The sequence below is a fragment of the Rathayibacter sp. AY2B9 genome (assembly GCF_002931595.1).
Lineage (GTDB): Bacteria > Actinomycetota > Actinomycetes > Actinomycetales > Microbacteriaceae > Rathayibacter.
Genome location: NZ_PSUB01000020.1, coordinates 1 through 16,653, shown reverse-complemented (window position 1 = coordinate 16,653; position 16,653 = coordinate 1). Strand labels below are relative to the sequence as shown.

Sequence of the window (16,653 nt, the reverse complement as noted above, 5' to 3'; positions counted from 1 at the left end):
CCTAACCCGTGAGTGTGGGAGCTCCGTGGGATCAGTAGTCGGGCTCCCTCGGGCGGCGGGGCCGGGCGTCGTCGGCGCCGTCGGACTGCTGCATCGCCTGGTCGATGAGCGCCTGGCGCATCGGATCGGGGAACTCGTCGTCGAGCTCGTCCGGCTCCGCGGGGCGCCTCGGAGGAGCGGGGGCCTCCTCCGCGGAGACGGCGGGCGCGGCCATCGCCGCCTCCACGAGCGCGAAGTCCTCCTCGTCCATGGCCGTGGCCGCTGCGGGTGCCGGGCGGTGCCGCCGCCGCGAGAGGAACGCGCCGATGCTCTCGGAGCGCGAGGCGAGGATCGGCCCGACGATCGCCATGATCAGCACGTAGAGGCCGGCGAAGGGCTGGATCCGCTCGTCGAGCCCCGCCGAGAGCGAGAGCGTCGCCAGGATGAGCGCGAACTCGCCGCGGTTGTGCAGGATGAACGCCGCGTTCAGGCCCGCGCGCGGTCCGAGCTTGTTGAGCCACGCGACGAACTGCCCCGCGCCGAGGTTGAGGACGATGGTCATCACCGCGGCGATCAGCACCGGGACCACGACGCTCGGGAACGCGCCGGGATCCAGCCCGAGACCGAAGTTGACGAAGAAGAAGGCGCCGAACACGTCGCGCAGCGGGATCGCGATGTGCTCGACCCTCGACCGGAACCGCGTCGCTCCGATGACCAGTCCGATCAGGAACGCGCCGATGGCGTCCGTCACTCCGAGGACCTCGCCGATGCCGCCGAACAGGATGGCGAGACCGAAGAACAGGATCGTGAACAGCTCGTCGTCGCGAGTGCGGAAGAAGCGGGAGACGACCTTCCCGCCCCAGCGGGCGATCGCGAACATCACCACGAGGAACGCGAACGCGATGACGAGCTTGAGCACCACCGGCCACGGCTCCGTCTCGCCCGAGAGCACGACGGACACGATCGCCAGGTAGACCGCGATGAAGATGTCCTCGACGACCGTGACGCCCAGGATCATCGGCGTCTCGGGGTTCGCCAGGCGCTTGAGCTCGATCAGCAGCTTGGTGACGATCGCGCTCGAGCTCGTCGCCGTGATGCCGGCGATGATCAGCGCCTCGCGGCTCCCCCAGCCCAGCGCGAAGCCGAAGCCGAGGCCGACGGCCATGTTGACCGCGATGTAGGAGCCGCCGGAGAGGATCAGGCGGCCGGCGTTCCCGAAGAACTCGTCCTGGTCGAACTCCAGGCCGAGGTTGAACAGCAGCAGGATCAGCCCGAAGACCGCGGTCAGCTCGATGTAGCTCGACTCGAAGTCGAGCGGGAAGAGGTGGAAGTTCGGGCTCGCGAGGAGCCCGACGACCATGTAGATCGGGATGGCCGGGAGCCCGATCGTCCTCCCCAGCCGGCCGAGGACGTAGGCGACGACGAACAGGACGCCGAGGACGATGAGGTCTTCGCCGTGGTGCATCCTCAGGCTCCGGGCGGGGCGTCGACCGTCTTGGCGAAGCTGCCGGTGCGGAAGAACGCGAACGCCTTGGCGACCTTCTCGGGGCTGCCGGCGACCACGAGGGTGTCGCCGGGGAAGACGCGGAAGTCGGGGGCCGGCGCCGGATTGGCGGCGTCGCCCCGGACCACGGCGACGACGGTCAGCCCGACGATCCCGCGGTCGGCGGGCTTGCCGAGCTGCTGTCCGGCGATGTGGTCGTCGTAGTCGACGGTGAACCAGTCGATCGAGAGGCCCGGGATCTGGTCGAGCGCGGTCAGCGACTCCGTGATCTGCGTGCCGCCGAGCAGCTCGGCGAGGGTGTGCGCCTCGTCGTCGCTCAGGCGGAGGGACACCTTGGCGCCGTCCTGGTCGCCCTCGGCGAACGTGATCAGGTCGCTGTGGCCGGAGCGGTGGGCGATGACCCCGACCTTGCCGCCGTCGGCCGTCAGGAACGTGTGCAGAACGCCGACACCGGGCAGTTTGACCCTGCGGACCTCGACCATGCGTGCTCCCTCCGCGCCGTGCGGCGCTCCCACTCGGGACTTCCAGCTTAGGCGCGTGCGGAGCCCTCCTGCCGAGGGAACCCCGACCCGTCGAGGGATCCCGCGGTTCCCGGCCGGCTCGGCGGTCCTGCGTTCCCTCGCTGCCCACAGGTGGTGGGGGGAGTCTCCACAGGAGGAGCGGAGGGAGGGAAAGGGGGGGCGGAAGCGTGCAGTGGGGATCTATCGAGGCGGGGCGTGAGGCCGGTCGGACGAGTTCGTGCGGCTGCGCCGCGGTACGCGCGGACCGGCGAGTGGGCGGGGGCCTCCGCGGACGAGCGGCAGCGGGCGCGGATCGACGCCGTGGCCGCGACCTGGAGCGCGCCCTTCTTCCTCCGCGAGTCGGCGGCGGCGGCGGTCCGGGACGCCCCTTGGTCGAGCCTCTTGCGGAGACCGTGCATGTCGAGGGGCGACGGACCCGGGCAGCCGGACGTGGAACGGCGTCGCGGAGCGCGCGTCCGCCCTCACCCGCACTGATCGACGGACTCGCCGTCTCGGATCTCGCGCAGACCACCGTCGATCCGAACCGACCCGGCGTTCCTCGGGGCCGCTCGCCCGAACTCGTGCTTCTCGCCGAGAAGCGCCGGGAAGACCGGATCCGCGCGCGCGGGTCCGCAGCGTCGTCCGCCGGGCTGGCGCGAGGCCTACGACGCCAGCCCGTCCGGCCGACCCGCGCCGGCGTCCGCCGCGTCCAGTTACCCCCGGGCCGTCGAGGGAGCCCGCTGTTCGCGGCGGCCTCGACGGTCAGGATCGCCTCGGTCGGTGAGCGTCAGCTGGGCTGGTACGGCGCGACGACGACCTCGACCCGCTGGAACTCCTTGAGGTCGGAGTAGCCGGTCGTCGCCATCGAGCGGCGCAGGGCGCCGATGAGATTCGCCGTGCCGTCGGCGCCGGTTGCCGGGCCGTAGAGGACCTGCTCGAGGGTGCCGACGGTGCCGACCTCGACGCGGCGGCCGCGCGGCAGCTGCGGGTGGTGCGCCTCCGCGCCCCAGTGCCAGCCCCCGCCGGGAGCGTCGGTCGCGCGGGCCAGCGCCGAGCCGAGCATCACGGCGTCCGCGCCCACCGCGACGGCCTTCACGATGTCGCCGGAGGTGCCGAGGCCGCCGTCCGCGATGACGTGCACGTAGCGTCCGCCCGACTCGTCGAGGTAGTCGCGGCGAGCGCCGGCGACATCGGCGACCGCGGTCGCCATCGGAGCCTGGATGCCGAGCGTCGTGCGGGTGGTGGAGGCGGCACCGCCGCCGAACCCGACGAGGACGCCCGCGGCGCCCGTGCGCATGAGGTGCAGGGCCGCGGTGTAGGTGGAGGCGCCGCCGACGATGACGGGCACGTCGAGCTCGTAGATGAACTTCTTGAGGTTCAGCGGCTCGGTGTCGCGCGAGACGTGCTCGGCCGAGACGGTCGTGCCGCGGATGACGAACACGTCGACCCCGGCGTCGACGACGGTCTGGTACAGCTCCGCGGTCCGCTGGGGCGACAGGGCCCCGGCGACGGTCACGCCCGCGGCGCGGATCTCGGCCAGGCGCGCGGTCACCAGCTCGGGGCGGATCGGAGCGGAGTAGATCTCCTGCATCCGCTGCGTCGCGGTCTCGGCCGGAAGCCGGCGGATCTCCTCGAGCAGCGGCTCCGGGTCCTCGTACCGCGTCCACAGACCCTCGAGGTCGAGGACGCCCAGCGCCCCCAGATGCCCGAGCCGGATCGCCGTCGCCGGCGACACCACCGAGTCCATCGGCGCGGCGAGGATCGGCGTCGCGAACTGGTACGCGTCGATCGACCACTTCACCGACACGACCTCGGGGTCGCGCGTCCGGCGGCTCGGGACGACGGCGATGTCGTCGAAGGCGTACGCGCGGCGGGCGCGCTTGGCGCGCCCGATCTCGATCTCCATGACGCAGAGTTTACTGTGGCTCACTCCTCGCTCCGCTCGCCGCTCGCCCGCGGTCGGCCCGAGCGGGCGGTCGCGTTCCCAAGAGCGTCCCGCGTCCGCGCTACGACGATCCGCTCGCACGCGGATCGCCGGTCACCGCTGAGCGGTATCAGCCGTGGCTCGCTCCTCGCTCCGCTCGCCGCTCGCCCGCGGTCGGCCCGAGCGGGCGGTCGCGTTCCGCAGAGCGTCACGCGTCCGCGCTACGCCGATCCGCTCGCACGCGGACCGCCGGTCACCGCTGAGCGGTATCAGCCGTGGCTCGCTCCTCGCTCCGCTCGCCGCCCGCCCGCGGTCGGCCCGAGCGGGCGGTCGCGTTCCACAGAGCGGCCTACGTCCGCGCTACGCCGATCCGCTGGAAAGCGGATAGCCGGTCATCTCTCCCACCTTGCACGGGACGCCCTGATCGCTTGCCCGCGATCGGCCCGGGCGAGTGGCCACTTTCCGCAGAGGCGTACGCCCGCGCCTCGACGATCCGGCGGAACGATCGTCGGTCACCGCTCCCACCGGGCTCCGCACCAGGCCGCGATCGACGCGAGCGGGCGCACACCACCAGCAGGTGGAGCCAGCGCGGCCGCCACCACGATTCGCTGCAACGCGGGAAGCCCGTCCCCACTCCGTCGCGCTCGCGCGCGGCGCACGACCACTCCCCCGTCGGCACAGGCGGAAGCCTCCCCCCGCAGTCGCGGCGGCGCCCCGCGCCGCTCGCGCTGCGTCCCCCGCCCCTCAGCCGAGAATCGGTGCTCGTCTCCCGGAGGGAGGCGGCGGATCGGGATCGCGGCCCCTCCGGCGTGGTGGGCGTATGGGCCGCAGGCCCATCGGGCAGAGGGGCCGCGATCCCGATCCGCCGCCGGCCCCCACCAGACCCCTCAGCGCCGGTAGTTCGGCGCCTCCACCACCATCTGCACATCGTGCGGGTGCGACTCCTTCAGCCCGGCCGCCGTGATGCGCACGAACTTCCCGCGCTCCTTCAGCTCGGGGATGGTGCGCGCTCCGACGTAGAACATCGACTGGCGGAGCCCGCCGGCGAGCTGGTACGCCACGTTCGCGAGCGGGCCGCGGTAGGGCACCTGGCCCTCGATGCCCTCGGCGATCAGCTTGTCGTCGGTGGGCACGTCGGACTGGAAGTAGCGGTCCTTCGAGTAGGAGGTCCGCTCGCCGCGGGTCTGCAGGGCGCCGAGGGAGCCCATGCCGCGGTAGGTCTTGAACTGCTTGCCGTTCTGGAACACGAGGTCGCCGGGGCTCTCCTCGCAGCCCGCGAGGAGCGAGCCGAGCATCACGGTGTCGGCGCCGGCGACGAGCGCCTTGGCGATGTCGCCGGAGTACTGGAGGCCGCCGTCGGCGATCACCGGCACGCCGGACTCGCGCGCGGCGAGGGACGCCTCGTAGACCGCGGTGACCTGCGGGACTCCGACGCCGGCGACGACGCGGGTGGTGCAGATCGAGCCGGGGCCGACGCCGACCTTGATGGCGTCGGCGCCCGCGTCGACGAGGGCCTGCGCCCCGGAGCGGGTCGCGACGTTGCCGCCGATGACGTCGACGCCGGCGAACGCGGAGTCGGACTTCAGGCGGCGGATGATGTCGAGCACGCCGGCGGAGTCGCCGTTGGCGGTGTCGACGACGATCACGTCGACGCCCGCGTCGAGCAGGGCGGTGGCGCGCTGCCAGGCGTCGCCGAAGAAGCCGATCGCGGCGCCGACCCGCAGGCGGCCCTCGTCGTCCTTCGTGGCGTTGGGGTACTGCTCCGACTTGTCGAAGTCCTTGACCGTGATGAGGCCGGCGAGCTTGCCCTGCGCGTCGACGAGCGGCAGCTTCTCGATCTTGTGCTGCGCGAAGAGGGCGATGACCTCGCTGTCGGGGATGCCGACGCGTCCCGTGATCAGACCGGTGCTGGTCATCACGTCGCGGACGAGCGTGGTCGCCTTCTCGAACGGCGAGACGAAGCGCATGTCGCGGTTGGTGATGATGCCCACGAGCACGCCGGTGGAGTCGACGACGGGGAGGCCGCTGATCCGGTACTGGCCGCAGAGGTCGTCGACCTGGGCGACGGTGGCGTCCGGGGTGGTGGTGACGGGGTTCGAGACCATGCCCGACTCGCTCCGCTTCACCCGGTCGACCTGGTCGGCCTGGTCGGCGATGGAGAGGTTGCGGTGCAGGACGCCGAGGCCGCCCTGGCGGGCCATCGCGATCGCCATGCGCGCCTCGGTGACGGTGTCCATCGCCGCGGAGAGCAGCGGGGTCGCCACGCTGATGCGCTTGGTGAGACGGGAGGCCGTGTCGGCCTCGCTCGGGATGACGTCGGTGTGCCCCGGGAGGAGCATGACGTCGTCGTAGGTGAGTCCGAGGAATCCGAAGGGATCCGGCTGGTCCATCAATGCCCCTTAGCAGGTCGAGTGCGGGAGCCCGGAGAGGACGGGAGGAGTCCGCTCACGAGCGCCACGGTTGTTCGATCTTAAGCGCCGTGAGGCTCGCGGTATTCCTCGACGGCGCGGCCGCCGGGCCGCGGATGGGCGCTGGAGCGCTCTCCTCTCCCTCATAATGTCGTCACGCGTAAGTGCGGACGGTGAAACACCGCCGACACATGCGGAACGTATGGTCAACCAACGTTGTTTGACGACGGCGATTCGGGCGTGCCCGGAGACCCCATCCGTCTGTGCACCCTGACGAGAGGTAGACGTCTTGCTCACAGCCAGCCGTTCGATGCGCCGCCAGCGCTCGACGACCCTGCATCCGACGGACCGGGAGGCGCCCCGTGGATAGGAGACGCCCGAGGCTCCGAGACCGGCTCCTGGCCCTGGGTCTGCTCGCCGCGACCCTCACCGGGATCGCCGCGGCGGCCCCCGCCGCACTCGCCGCCACCACCGCCGACCAGTCGATCATCGCCTGGGTCCGCGTGCAGGGGACGAACGAGAACCTGACGGGGGTGACCGTCGAGATCGGCGGCGACGCCTCCGCGACCGTGACCACCGGCGAGGACGGCCGGGCCACGTTCCCCCTCGACGCCGCGGGCACCTACACGGTGACCGTCGACGAGGAGTCCCTGCCCGCCGACAAGGGCTACCCCGCCGCGGGTCAGAACCCGAAGCAGGTGAAGATCGTCGCCTCGCAGAACCAGATCGTGAACTTCATCGTCTCGACGGCCAACCCGAAGGGCTCCGGAGCGACCGTCCCGGTCCCGACGGACTCCGCGGCTCCGACGAGCCCCGCGACCGAGGGCACGACCGGCAACGACGCGACGAACCCCGACGGGACGTCCAACGCGGTGAACCAGCCGGTGTCGGCCGACACGTTCTGGATCATCTTCTGGCCGAAGGTCGTCACCGGCCTGATCTTCGGGCTCCTGATCGCCCTCGCGGCGATCGGCGCCTCGCTGATCTACGGCGTGACCGGCCTGAACAACTTCGCCCACGGCGAGCTGGTCACCTTCGGCGCGCTGATGGCGTACCTCTTCTCCGGGGTCTTCGGACTCCCGGCGCTGCTGGCCATCCCGATCGCGGTGATCCTCGGCGGGGCCTTCGGCTTCGTCCAGGACGGGCTGCTCTGGAAGCCGCTGCGGAAGAAGGGCATCCAGCTCATCCCGCTGATGATCGTGACGATCGGCCTCTCGCTGGCCCTGCGCTACGTGTTCGTCTTCTTCTTCGGAGCCGACCGGCTCTCGCTCCCCAACAGCACCGCTCCGTTCTTCACGGTGCCGGAGCTCGGGATCAGCCTGAAGTTCACCGACATCGTCGGCGCCGTCGTCGGCGTCGTCTGCATCGTCGCCGTGGCCTACGTCCTCACGAAGACGAAGATCGGCAAGGCGATGCGGGCGGTCTCGGACAACCGGGCCCTCGCCTCCGCCTCGGGCATCAACGTCGAGCGCGTCATCCGCGTCGTCTGGGTGATGTCGGGCGCTCTCGCCGCGCTGGCGGGCGTCTACATCGGCTACTACCAGTCGCTGCGCTGGGACACGGGAGCGTCGATCCTGCTGCTGATCTTCGCGGCGATCACGCTCGGCGGACTCGGCTCCGCCTACGGCGCGCTGGTCGGCTCGCTCATCATCGGACTGATGATGAACATCTCGACGATCTGGATCCCGGAGAACCTCAAGTACGTGGCTCCGCTCGTTCTCATGATCATCATCCTCCTGGTCAGGCCGCAGGGAATCCTGGGCCGCAAGGAACGGATCGGCTAGGACACCATGAACCTCAACTTCATCTGGCTGGCGATCGGGCAGATCGTCGATCCCACTGTCGCCGCGTACGCGCTGGCGACCATCGGCCTGGTCATCCACTTCGGATTCACGGGGCTGCTCAACTTCGGACAGGCCGGCTTCATGGCGGTGGGCGGCTACGCCTTCGCCATCACCTCGGTCAAGTTCGAGTGGCCCGTCTGGGGCTCCTTCCTCGCGACGATCGTCGCGGCGACCGTCTTCGCGCTCATCCTGGGCATCCCGACGCTCCGGCTGCGGGCCGACTACCTCTCGATCGTGACGATCGCGGCGGCGGAGATCATCCGGCTCTCGGTCAAGACCCCCGAGTTCTCGGCGATCACCGGCGGCTCGGAGGGCATCAACGGCGCGGCGAAGGCGTTCAACGACCTCAACCCGCTGCCCGAGGGCCGCTGGGGCATCGGCGTGCTCACCTACAGCCAGGACCAGTGGTGGGTGCGGATCGTCGGCTGGGGCCTCGTGCTCCTGGCCTGCCTCCTGGTGTTCCTCCTGATGCGCAGCCCCTGGGGCCGCGTCATCAAGGGCATCCGCGAGGACGAGGACGCCGTGCGCTCGCTCGGCAAGAACGTCTTCTCGTACAAGATCCAGGCGCTCATCCTGGGCGGCGTGCTCGGAGGCCTCGCAGGAGCGCTGTTCATCCTCCCCCGCTCGCTCCAGCCCGACAACTACGGCACCCAGCTCACGTTCTTCCTCTACACGATCATGCTGCTGGGCGGCGCCGCGACGGTCTTCGGACCCGTCGTCGGCTCGATCATCTTCTGGGTCGTCCTCGGTCTGACCGACGGACTGCTCACGCTCGGGATCGACACCGGGGTCCTCAACAACGACCTCATCCGCCTCACCACCGTGCAGACCGGACCCATCCGGTTCATCGTGGTGGGGGTAGCCCTCATGCTCCTGGTGATCTTCAGACCCCAGGGGATCTTCGGCAAGAAGAAGGATCTGCACTTTGCCTAAGACGCCGGTCTCGGACATCACCGAGGAAGCAATCGTCCCCGGGGTCAGGAAGAAGGACCCCATCGTCGTCGCCGACAACGTCAGCCGCCGCTTCGGCGGCCTGACCGCGGTCGACGTCGAGCACCTCGAGATCCCCCGCGGATCCATCACCGCCCTGATCGGCCCGAACGGGGCCGGCAAGACCACGTTCTTCAACCTGCTGACGGGCTTCGACAAGCCCAACACCGGCAAGTGGAACTTCAAGGGCAAGAACCTCGCCAACGTCCCGGCCTACCGGGTGTCGCGGATGGGCATGGTGCGCACGTTCCAGCTCACCAAGGCGCTCGGCGGCATGACGGTGCTCGAGAACATGCTGCTCGGCGCGAAGGGGCAGAAGGGCGAGAACATCTTCACCTCGCTCATCCGCCCGCTGTGGTCGAAGGAGGAGGACTCGATCGAGCAGCGCGCGATCCGCCTGCTCGAGAAGTTCAAGCTGGACACCAAGCGGGACGACTACGCGTCGAGCCTGTCGGGCGGCCAGAAGAAGCTGCTCGAGATGGCGCGGGCGCTGATGTCGGAGCCCGAGCTCGTCATGCTCGACGAGCCGATGGCCGGCGTGAACCCGGCGCTGACGCAGTCGCTCCTGGGTCACATCGTGAACCTGAAGGACGAGGGCATGACCGTGCTCTTCGTCGAGCACGACATGCACATGGTCAACACGATCGCCGACTGGGTGATCGTGATGGCCGAGGGCAAGGTCGTCGCCGAGGGCCCGCCCTCGACCGTGATGAACGACCCGGCCGTCATCGACGCGTACCTCGGCGCGCACCACGACACCGACCTGGGCACGATCGAGGGCCAGCTCGAGATCGCCGAGGAGATGGACTCCGACCTCGTCCGCGAGGACGTGGAGCGGCAGGCGGAGCAGGCCGGCATCCCGACGCCCGGCCACGACGCTCCGGCGGCCGGAACGGCGTCCCCGTCGGCCTCCGCGCCGACGAGCGTCGCCCCGACGACCGACGCCCCGGCCGTCGAATTCGAGAAGGACGAGAGATGACCGCCGACACGACGACTCCGAACACCCTCGAGACGCACGATCTGCACGCGGGCTACGTGCCGGGGGTCAACATCCTCAACGGCTCGAACGTCTACGTGAAGCGCGGCGAGCTCGTCGGGATCATCGGCCCGAACGGCGCCGGCAAGTCGACGCTGCTGAAGGCGATGTTCGGCCTGGTCAACATCCGCCAGGGCACCGTCCTGCTGAACGGCGAGGACATCACCGGCCTCAAGGCCGACAAGCTGGTGTCCAAGGGCGTGGGCTTCGTGCCGCAGAACAACAACGTCTTCCCGTCGCTCACCATCGAGGAGAACCTCGAGATGGGCATGTACCAGAAGCCGAAGCTGTACAAGGAGCGGCTCGAGTTCGTCACCGAGCTCTTCCCGGAGCTCAGCAAGCGGCTCAAGCAGCGCTCGGGGTCGCTCTCGGGCGGTGAGCGCCAGATGGTGGCGATGTCGCGGGCTCTGATGATGGACCCGTCGATGCTGCTGCTCGACGAGCCCAGCGCCGGCCTGTCCCCGATGCGGCAGGACGAGACCTTCGTCAACGTGCAGCGGATCAACCGCGCGGGCGTCTCGATCATGATCGTCGAGCAGAACGCGCGGCGGGCGCTGCAGATCTGCGACCGCGGCTACGTCCTCGACCAGGGCCGCGACGCCTACGAGGGCGCGGGCCGGGAGCTGATGAACGATCCGAAGGTCATCGAGCTCTACCTGGGCACGCTCGCGACGACCAACGAGGTCACCACGAGCACCCCGACCGTCGGCGGCTGACCTCCGCTGCGAAGGGCCCGTCGTCTCCGGACGGCGGGCCCTTCGTCGTTGCCGGGGCGCGGAGCGGGCGCGAGCGGGACCGAGGGGCCGGTGCGGCTCCGGGGCGGAGGCGGGGCCGCTCGCCCAGGGCGCCGTGCCGCTTGGAGACCACTCGGAGCAGGTCGGGAAGGCAGGTGGCTCGGTGCCCGGAGACGCGCCGGCACGGGGTGCCGCAGAAGGGAGGCGGGGGGGGCCGCTCTCCCGGCGTGGACAGGCCTTCACCGGTCTCTCCGCGATGCCCGCCGAACCCCCGGGAAGTCGGCGGAACGGCGGGCCGGACCTTCGGTCTCCTGTCCGCGGGACGAGGGCAGGACAGCGAGACTCTCTCCGCTTCGGCGACCCCCACGAGGGGGACAGGATATCGCCCTTCCTGCCGTAGTTTTGGGGACACGGGACAGCCCTGCAGGGGGACGTCCCGCTCCCCTCTCCCCCGGTAGGGACCGCGATCGGTCGCCGATCTCCTCCCCTCCCCGCAGCGTCTCGAGCGCCGCGTCGTCCGCCTCGAAGGAGCCGACCATGAAGAGCTACACCCCCGCCCCTGTGGAACTCGGAGCCGGCTTCGGCACCGGTGCGATCGGCGACTACGAGCGCTGGCGCGTCGTCGGCGTCTACGCCCAGGTCGTCATCGCCGAGACCACCGGCGGCAAGCGCCGCAACTACAGCCGTTCCTTCGTCACGTACCGCCTGGCGCAGGAGGCGGAGCTGCTCCGCGCCTCCTAGGCCCTCCGCACTCCACGAGCGCGCGTCCTCCCACTGGAGGGCGCGTGCTTCTGCGTTCCCGCTCGACGTCGTCGCTCCCGCCCGCGGTTCGGCAGGGCGCCCCCTCGAGGCCGGGAGAGGCGCTCGGAGGGGTTCACCGGCCGCCCGAGCCGCTCCTCCTCCCGGGTGGCTCCTCGACGCCACGCCGGGCCCTGGACGCCGCGGAGCCGTCCGCCCGCACCCGACAGCGGTCACCCTCCCGGACGACCGCCGCGCCTCGCTGCGTCCGCACGACCGGCGCGTCTCCTGCTCTGCGCTCCGGGGACGGCGAAGGGGCCCGGTCCGAAGACCGAGCCCCTCAGGGATGCGGCAGGAGCCGCGTCACCGCGTCGTCAGTTCAGCGAACCCTCGACGGTCTCCTCGAAGGAGGTGGTGTTGCCCGTGCCGTACTTGTAGATCGAGACCGAGGCCTCGCTGGTGTCGCCGTTCTCGTCGAACGAGATCGGGCCGGAGAGGCCGTCGTAGTCGACGTCCTCGCCGTCGGCGATGAGCTTCGCGCAGTCGGCGAAGGTCGTGCACTTGGTGCCGCCCTCCGAGACCGACATGAGGTTGTCGCGGATGGTCGCACCGTCCGTCGCCTTGCCCTGGAGCGCGGCGAGAGCGGTCAGGACCGTGGCGTCGTACGACTCCGGCGCATAGCTGAACACGGTCAGCGCGTCGTTGCCCTGCGACTCGACGAGCGACTGCAGCTTGCCCTGGAAGTCCTCGGACGCCTGGACGCCCGGGTTGGTGAACTGCGCGCCGGCGATGTCGACGTTGGTGTCGGACTCGCCGATGACGCCGTAGTTGCCGTCCGTGCCGTAGAGCTTCGAGAAGTCGAAGCCCTTGGCCGAGAGCTGCTCCGCGATGGTCTTGATCTCGTCGAACGAGATGACGACCAGCGCGTCGGGGTTCGGGGCGAGGACCGAGGTCAGCGCCGAGTTGAAGTCGGTCGAGGCCGGCTCGAAGATCTCCTCGGCCGCGACGGATGCTCCGCCCGCCTCGAGGGTCTCCTTGATGTTCTTCTCGAGGCCGGTGCCGTACGCGTCGTTCATGTACAGGATCGAGACGTTGGTCTTGCCGTCGCCGAGGATCTTGTTGCCGAGGATGCGGCCCTGGAGCACGTCCGAGGGAGCGGTGCGCCAGTAGTAGCCGTCGTCGTCGTAGGTCGTGAAGTCCGGCGAGGTGTTGGCCGGCGAGATCTGGACGACGCCCGCCTGGGTCACCTGGTCGATGAAGGTCTTCGAGACGCCCGAGGACGCCGCGCCGATGATGGCGGAGACGTTGTCGGCGATGAGGGACGTGGCCGACTGCGTCGCGATGTCGGTCGTGGTGTCGCCCGAGTCCTTCTGCTCCACGTCGATCGTGATGCCGGCCTTGGCGTCGTTGATGTCGACGACCGCCTGGTCGACGCCCGCGATCTCGGGCGGGCCGAGGACGGCGAGGGTGCCGGTCTGCGGGAGGATCGTGCCGATCTTGAGGGACAGGTCGCCCGAGCCGCTGTCGCCGCTCGATCCGCTGTCGCCGCCGCCGGCGCAGCCGGCGAGGACGAGAGCGCTGGCGCCCAGAATGGCGACGCCGCCGAGGGTTGCCCGGAGGGACCGCGCGCGGGCCGAGCCGGCCTTCGCGTAAACGCCCATGTTGCTCCTTGAGAGGTGTGTGTCAGTGGGAGCGGCGCCGGTGGCAACCGCTCGGCCAACCTAACCTCCGAAGCAGCCGTGAACAATACAGGGGTGTTACCAATACGTTTCGCGACCGGATCGTTACCATTCCGCTGTCGCGCCGCGCCAGGACGACGCGTTCCGCAGATCAGACGGAGGATCGGCGCCGTCTGCGCTCCGCGGCGACGAGGTCGCCTGAGAAGATCGCCAGGGCGGCCCACACCAGCGCGAAGCCGATCCAGCGCTCGAGCGGCATCTCCTCGTGCAGGACGAAGGCCCCGACGAGGAACTGCAGGAACGGCGTCAGGTACTGCACGAAGCCGACGATCGACAGCGGGAGGCGCCGGGCGGCGCCCGCGAACAGGAGCAGCGGGACGGCCGTGACGATCCCGGCCGAGGCGAGGATGAGGGCGTGCCCCGTCCCCTCCGTCGTCAGGGTCAGCCCCACCGTGGAGCCGACGACCGCCAGCTGCACCACGGCGAGCGGCGTCAGCCAGAGCGTCTCGAGCGTCAGCCCGCCGACCGCGTCCACCGTGCCGCCGACGCGGCTCTTCACCAGGCCGTAGAGGCCGAACGAGAAGGCGAGGGCGAGCGAGATCCACGGGAAGGATCCGTAGCCCACCGCGATGACCAGCACCGCGACCGCGCTGACGCCCATCGCGGCCCACTGCAGGGGCCGGAGGCGCTCGCGCAGCACCAGGACGCCCAGCAGCACCGTGACCAGCGGGTTCATGAAGTAGCCCAGGGCCGCCTCGATGACGTGGCCCGTGGTCGTGGCGATCACGTAGACCTGCCAGTTGACGTAGATGAGCACGCCCGCGATCGCCATCACGCCGAGCAGGCGGGGGCGGCGCAGCAGCGCGCCGAAGGAGCGCCAGCCGCGGAGGACCGTGAGCAGGATCACGCAGAAGACGAGCGAGAAGAGCACCCGGAACGCGACGATCTCGAACGGCGAGGCCGGCGCCATCGCGATGAAGTAGAGGGGCATCGCACCCCAGAGCAGGTAGGCCGAGAACGCGAACAGCAGCCCCGTGCCGGACATCCCGCCCGGGCGTCCCGCCGCTCCGAGCGCCTCCACTCCTTCGCCGACGGGCACGTCCGAAGGGGACGGCGAGACGGACTCGGCAGGGGTGCGGGAGCTGGTCACTCCCCCGATGCTACGCAGGCGCGGGGTGGGAGGACGGCCCCGCAGCGGGCGGATCAGGCCACTGGTCGCGAGGAGGACCGGGAACGACGGAAGGGCCCGCCGACCGAGGTCGACGGGCCCTTCCGAGGGATGCTGCCTAGCGGACGACGACCGCGAGGACGTCGCGAGCGGAGAGGACCAGCAGGTCCTCGCCACCGAACTTGACCTCGGTTCCGCCGTACTTGGAGTAGATCACCTTGTCGCCGACGGCGACGTCGAGCGGCACGCGGTTGCCGTTGTCGTCGATGCGACCGGGTCCGACGGCGACGACCTCGCCCTCCTGCGGCTTCTCCTTGGCGGTATCGGGGATGACGAGACCGGAAGCGGTCACCTGCTCCGCCTCGACCTGCTTGATGACGATGCGATCTTCGAGCGGCTTGATGGACACCGACACGGTTGACCTCTTTCTTGACGACGATGTGGGCGGAACGCGGTTCTGGCACACACGCTCCGAGAGTGCTAGATCCATCGTAGGGGCTCCGCTGGCACTCGTGCAATCAGAGTGCCAAGCGGGGCGGCGGACCCGCCGGGAGGCCGTGGCCTACCATGGCCGGATGCGACGCGACGAGCTGGTCGAGCTCCTCTCCCCCGAGGGCCTCCGGCTCCTCGACTCCCTCGACGGCTACCGGTCCGACGACCTGGTGCGGGCCGTGGCACGACTCCGGGCCGCCGGCCACTCCCCCGTCCTCGTCGCCGCGGTGCTCACCCAGGCGAGGCTCCGGCAGAAGGCGGAGGCGAAGTTCGGAGAGTTCGCCCGCTCGATGCTCTTCACGGACGCCGGACTCGAGCAGGCGACGCGGCTGCGCGTCGCCGCCCTGCACGCCGGCCGGTTCGCGGCTGCGGGAGCGGCGCGCGTCGCCGACCTCGGCAGCGGGATCGGCGGCGACGCCCTCGCGATGGCCGCGATCGACCTGGCGGTCACCGCCGTCGAGGCCGACGAGGTCACCGCGACCCTGGCCAGCTTCAACCTCGCCCCGTTCCCCGCGGCGAGCGCCGTGCACTCGACGGCCGAGGCCTTCGACCTCGACGGCTTCGACGCCGTCTACCTGGACCCGGCACGCCGCACGGCCGGCCACCGCGAGACCCGCCGGCTCGACGATCCGGACGACTACTCCCCCTCGCTCGACTTCGCGTTCGGCCTGGCCGAGCACCGTCCCGTGGGCGTGAAGGTGGGTCCCGGCTTCGACCGCGAGCGCCTGCCGCGGGACGCCGAGGCGCAGTGGGTCTCGGTCGACGGGGAGCTGGTCGAGACCGGGCTCTGGTTCGGTTCTCTGGCGCGCCCGGGCGTGCGCCGCTCCGCTCTGCTGCTCGGCGCGACCGGCTCCTCCGAGCTCACCGCGGCGGGCGACAGCGAGGACGAGGAGGTCGGCCCCCTCGGCGCGTTCGTGCACGAGCCGGACGGCTCCGCGATCCGCGCGCGCCTCCTGGGCGAGCTCGCGCGCTCCAGCGGCTCGCGGATGCTCTCGCCCGGCATCGCTTACCTGACGGGCGACGATGCGGCCGCCTCGCCCTTCCTCCGCAGCTTCCGGGTCCTCGCCGAGCTGCCGCTGGACGAGCGCACGCTGGCGAAGGAGCTGCGCACCCGCGGCATCGGCGTGCTCGAGATCAAGAAGCGCGGGGTGGACGTCGACCCCGCCCGCTTCCGCAAGCGGCTGGGCCTCTCCGGCACCGGCAGCGCGGTGCTGATCCTGACGCGGATCGCCGGGCGCCACCGCGCGCTGCTCGCGGAGCGCGTCGAGCGGCCCGCGCCGGCTCAGTAGCCGGAGGTGCCGGCGGCGAGGGCCACCACGACGAAGACGAGGAAGACCGCCAGGTAGATCAGCGAGACGGCGATGCCTGCGAACCCGGTGATGATCGCGGTCAGCGCGAAGCCGCGCGCGGCCGGCTCGCGCCGGCGTCCGAGGAAGCCGAGCACGACGGCCGGAGCCGACAGCAGGAAGCCGAAGCCGGCGGCGAAGAGCGTGATGACCAGGCCGACGATGCCGAGGATCATCCCGACGAGGCTCAGCGTGCGGGGGACGACGGGCGCCGGGCGGGCCGCGATGCACGCGTGCGCAGTCGCCTGCGCGCTGCCCCTTCTACCCACCCGACGCTGCCGCCCACGTGCGTCGTGCAGATGCCGGGCGCC

14 protein-coding genes are annotated in these 16,653 nt (G+C 70.7%); 6 read left to right on the top strand and 8 right to left on the bottom strand.

Annotation, left to right across the window (positions count from 1 at the left end):
* Positions 1-31: 31 nt before the first annotated feature.
* From C5C25_RS14875 to guaB, 4 genes are all read right to left on the bottom strand, one after another.
* Positions 32-1,444, bottom strand: coding sequence for a cation:proton antiporter (locus C5C25_RS14875; RefSeq protein WP_104234167.1), 1,413 nt, complete (start codon positions 1,442-1,444; stop codon positions 32-34).
* A gap of 2 nt (positions 1,445-1,446) precedes the next feature.
* Entirely contained in the window at positions 1,447-1,965 is a 519-nt protein-coding gene (locus C5C25_RS14870; protein ID WP_068256939.1) for a cation:proton antiporter regulatory subunit, read from the bottom strand.
* An 805-nt stretch (positions 1,966-2,770) separates the two neighbouring features.
* A complete protein-coding gene (locus tag C5C25_RS14865; RefSeq protein WP_104224734.1) occupies positions 2,771-3,889 on the bottom strand; it encodes a GuaB3 family IMP dehydrogenase-related protein in 1,119 nt (372 codons plus the stop codon).
* Between the two features lie 905 nt (positions 3,890-4,794).
* Positions 4,795-6,297 (bottom strand): IMP dehydrogenase, encoded by a 1,503-nt coding sequence (guaB, locus tag C5C25_RS14860; RefSeq protein ID WP_104224733.1) that lies wholly within the window; start codon positions 6,295-6,297, stop codon positions 4,795-4,797.
* A gap of 380 nt (positions 6,298-6,677) precedes the next feature.
* Between guaB and C5C25_RS14855 the strand changes: the two genes are divergently transcribed.
* The 5 genes from C5C25_RS14855 to C5C25_RS14835 all read left to right on the top strand — a co-directional run bounded on the left by C5C25_RS14855 (position 6,678) and on the right by C5C25_RS14835 (position 11,660).
* Positions 6,678-8,099, top strand: a complete 1,422-nt coding sequence (locus C5C25_RS14855; RefSeq protein ID WP_104224732.1) for a branched-chain amino acid ABC transporter permease — start codon at positions 6,678-6,680, stop codon at positions 8,097-8,099.
* A gap of 6 nt (positions 8,100-8,105) precedes the next feature.
* Complete coding sequence (locus tag C5C25_RS14850) at positions 8,106-9,092, top strand: branched-chain amino acid ABC transporter permease (protein ID WP_104224731.1); 987 nt, start codon at positions 8,106-8,108, stop codon at positions 9,090-9,092.
* Positions 9,085-10,128: an ABC transporter ATP-binding protein gene (locus C5C25_RS14845; RefSeq protein ID WP_104251056.1), complete on the top strand. Its 1,044-nt coding sequence runs from the start codon at positions 9,085-9,087 to the stop codon at positions 10,126-10,128. Before C5C25_RS14850 ends, C5C25_RS14845 begins: the two co-directional genes overlap by 8 nt.
* Positions 10,125-10,901, top strand: a complete 777-nt coding sequence (locus C5C25_RS14840) for an ABC transporter ATP-binding protein (protein ID WP_104224729.1) — start codon at positions 10,125-10,127, stop codon at positions 10,899-10,901. The genes C5C25_RS14845 and C5C25_RS14840 overlap by 4 nt, the downstream gene beginning before the upstream one ends.
* Before the next feature lie 555 nt (positions 10,902-11,456).
* The gene (locus C5C25_RS14835) at positions 11,457-11,660 is read left to right on the top strand and encodes a hypothetical protein (protein ID WP_104234164.1); all 204 of its coding nucleotides are present in this window, start codon (positions 11,457-11,459) and stop codon (positions 11,658-11,660) included.
* 371 nt (positions 11,661-12,031) lie between these two features.
* Here the strand turns inward: C5C25_RS14835 and C5C25_RS14830 are convergent, their stop codons facing one another.
* From C5C25_RS14830 to groES, 3 genes are all read right to left on the bottom strand, one after another.
* Complete coding sequence (locus tag C5C25_RS14830; RefSeq protein ID WP_104234163.1) at positions 12,032-13,318, bottom strand: ABC transporter substrate-binding protein; 1,287 nt, start codon at positions 13,316-13,318, stop codon at positions 12,032-12,034.
* A gap of 169 nt (positions 13,319-13,487) precedes the next feature.
* On the bottom strand, positions 13,488-14,381 hold the full coding sequence (rarD, locus tag C5C25_RS14825; protein ID WP_104224726.1) for an EamA family transporter RarD: 894 nt from the start codon (positions 14,379-14,381) through the stop codon (positions 13,488-13,490).
* A 241-nt stretch (positions 14,382-14,622) separates the two neighbouring features.
* Positions 14,623-14,919 carry a co-chaperone GroES gene (gene groES, locus C5C25_RS14820; protein WP_097167691.1) on the bottom strand — a complete coding sequence of 99 codons (297 nt, stop codon included), beginning with the start codon at positions 14,917-14,919 and terminating at the stop codon, positions 14,623-14,625.
* Between the two features lie 160 nt (positions 14,920-15,079).
* Between groES and C5C25_RS14815 the strand changes: the two genes are divergently transcribed.
* On the top strand, positions 15,080-16,285 hold the full coding sequence (locus C5C25_RS14815; RefSeq protein WP_104251055.1) for an SAM-dependent methyltransferase: 1,206 nt from the start codon (positions 15,080-15,082) through the stop codon (positions 16,283-16,285).
* On the opposite strand, the gene C5C25_RS14810 is transcribed toward C5C25_RS14815, so the two are convergent.
* The gene (locus tag C5C25_RS14810) at positions 16,279-16,518 is read right to left on the bottom strand and encodes a hypothetical protein (protein ID WP_104251054.1); all 240 of its coding nucleotides are present in this window, start codon (positions 16,516-16,518) and stop codon (positions 16,279-16,281) included. The two genes, C5C25_RS14815 and C5C25_RS14810, sit on opposite strands and share 7 nt — an antisense overlap.
* Between the last annotated feature and the right edge of the window lie 135 nt (positions 16,519-16,653).